The sequence below is a fragment of the Protofrankia sp. CiP1_Cm_nod3 genome, from assembly GCF_982290655.1.
Map to the genome: position 1 here is coordinate 16,768 of NZ_CEVIVD010000105.1, position 1,932 is coordinate 18,699.

Consider the following 1,932-nt stretch of genomic DNA (forward strand, 5'->3'; position numbering starts at 1 on the left):
CCGGCAACCTCGACCCGGCCACCGGAGCTGGGATCATGAACCTGCTGGGAGCGATCAACCGGGTGGGGACGACCGTCGTCATGGCCACCCACAACGCCGCCCTGGTGGACACCATGCGCCGACGGGTCGTCGAGCTCGAGCACGGGACGCTCGTGCGTGACCAGGCATCCGGCGGCTACGAGCCGGCCCCCTGACGCCGTGACCACAAAGCCCGGCAAGCCCGGTAAGCCTGATAAACCCAACAAACCAGGCCTATCCGATGAACCGGATGAGCCGGGCAGACCGGATGGGAAGAGCGGGCCGGGCGGGAAGAGCGGGGCCGACGGCTCGGGCAGGCCCGACGGGAAGAGCGGGCCGGACGGCTCGGGCGGGCTCGGCGGGCTCGGGAGGCTCCGGCTTCCCAGGCCGCCGGGCAGCGGCAGCGAGGACATGGCCGGGATGCGCGCCGGGGCGTTGCTCGCGATCGGCCTCACCAGCCTGCGGCGCAACCTGGCGACCTCCGTCGCGGTGATCGTCACCGTGGCCATCTGCCTGACCCTGCTCGGCGCCGGGCTGCTGCTGCGGGCCCAGGCCCACACCGTCGACGGTTTCCTCCTGGACCGCATCCAGGCCGTCATCGACCTCGACGACAACATCTCCGGCGCCGAACGCGACGCCCTCGCGGCCGACCTGCGTGCCGACCCCCTGGTGCAGGCCGTCCGCTACGAGGACAAGGCGCAGGCGTTCGAGCGCTTCAGGCGCGACTTCCGCAACTCGCCCGACATCGTCAGCGGGGTGAGCGCGGCCGACCTGCCCGCTTCGTTCCGTCTCACGCTCGCCGACCCGCGCCGGGCCGGCGAGATCATCACCGGTTACGCCGGACGGGACGGGGTCGACCGGGTCCGTGACCAGCGTGCCCTGCTCGCCCCGCTCTACCGGATCCTGGACGCCTGCACCATCGGCGCGTTCGCGCTCGCCGCGGTCCAGGCGCTGGCCGCGTTCGCGCTGATCTACACGATGATCCGGGTCTCCGCGCACGGCCGGCGCCGGGAAACCGCGATCATGCGTCTGGTGGGGGCGACGAACGGGACGATCCGGGCCCCGTTCGTGCTGGAGAGCGCCGTCGCCGGGATGGTCGGTGGCCTGTTCGCCGCGGCCGCGCTGATCGCGGGCAAGATCTACCTCGTCGATCACCGGTTCGCCCGCCAGACGGCGTTCCCGCTTTTCGGCTGGGACGCGGTGTGGGCCGCCGTGGCCGGCGTCCTGCTGGTCGGCACCGGGGCGTCCGCGGCGATGGCTTCTGTCGCGCTACGCCGCCACCTGCGTGTTTAGGCAGCGGGCTGGAAGGCTGGCCGACCCTCAGGGGGTCGCCGGACGGCCGGCGGCGGCGTGATCGCTGTGCTTCCGCGTGGCTGGTCGGCGGCGGCGTAACCTCGGTGGAACCTGGTAGGGAAAGAATGAGGTACCCCGAACGTGGCCAAGGAGACCGGCCGGAAGCTGGTTGCGCAGAACCGGCGTGCCCGGCACGACTACACCATCCTCGACACCATCGAGGCCGGGATCGTGTTGCAGGGCACCGAGGTGAAGTCGCTGCGCGCGGGCCGGGCATCCCTGGTGGACGCCTTCGCGCAGATCAGCGACGGGGAGGCGTGGCTGCACGGCGCGCACATCCCCGAGTACACCGAGGGCACGTGGACGAACCATGCCCCGCGGCGGCGTCGCAAGCTGCTGCTGCACCGCGACGAGATCGCCAAGCTGGTCGGCAAGACCAGGGAGGGCGGCCTCACCCTCGTCCCGCTGTCCCTGTACTTCAAGGACGGCCGGGCGAAGGTGGAGATCGCCCTGGCCCGGGGGCGCAAGACCTACGACAAGCGCCAGGTGCTCGCCGAGCGGGACGCGTCACGCGAGGTCTCCCGGGCCATGGGACGACGGGCCAAGGGCCGCGACGACTGA

General features: G+C 71.9%; 2 protein-coding genes and 1 pseudogene. All 3 read left to right on the forward strand.

Annotation, left to right across the window (positions count from 1 at the left end):
• A pseudogene (locus AC5LUJ_RS17800) lies at nucleotides 1-194 on the forward strand (cell division ATP-binding protein FtsE); the annotation flags it as partial.
• A gap of 244 nt (nucleotides 195-438) precedes the next feature.
• The gene (gene ftsX, locus AC5LUJ_RS17805; RefSeq protein ID WP_250286618.1) at nucleotides 439-1,311 is read left to right on the forward strand and encodes a permease-like cell division protein FtsX; all 873 of its coding nucleotides are present in this window, start codon (nucleotides 439-441) and stop codon (nucleotides 1,309-1,311) included.
• 141 nt (nucleotides 1,312-1,452) lie between these two features.
• A complete protein-coding gene (smpB, locus tag AC5LUJ_RS17810) occupies nucleotides 1,453-1,932 on the forward strand; it encodes an SsrA-binding protein SmpB (protein ID WP_250286617.1) in 480 nt (159 codons plus the stop codon).

Excerpts from the sequence above, each read along its gene's own strand:
- ftsX (WP_250286618.1), top strand. The coding sequence starts at position 439 with ATGCGCGCCGGGGCGTTGCTCGCGATCGGCCTCACCAGCCTGCGGCGC.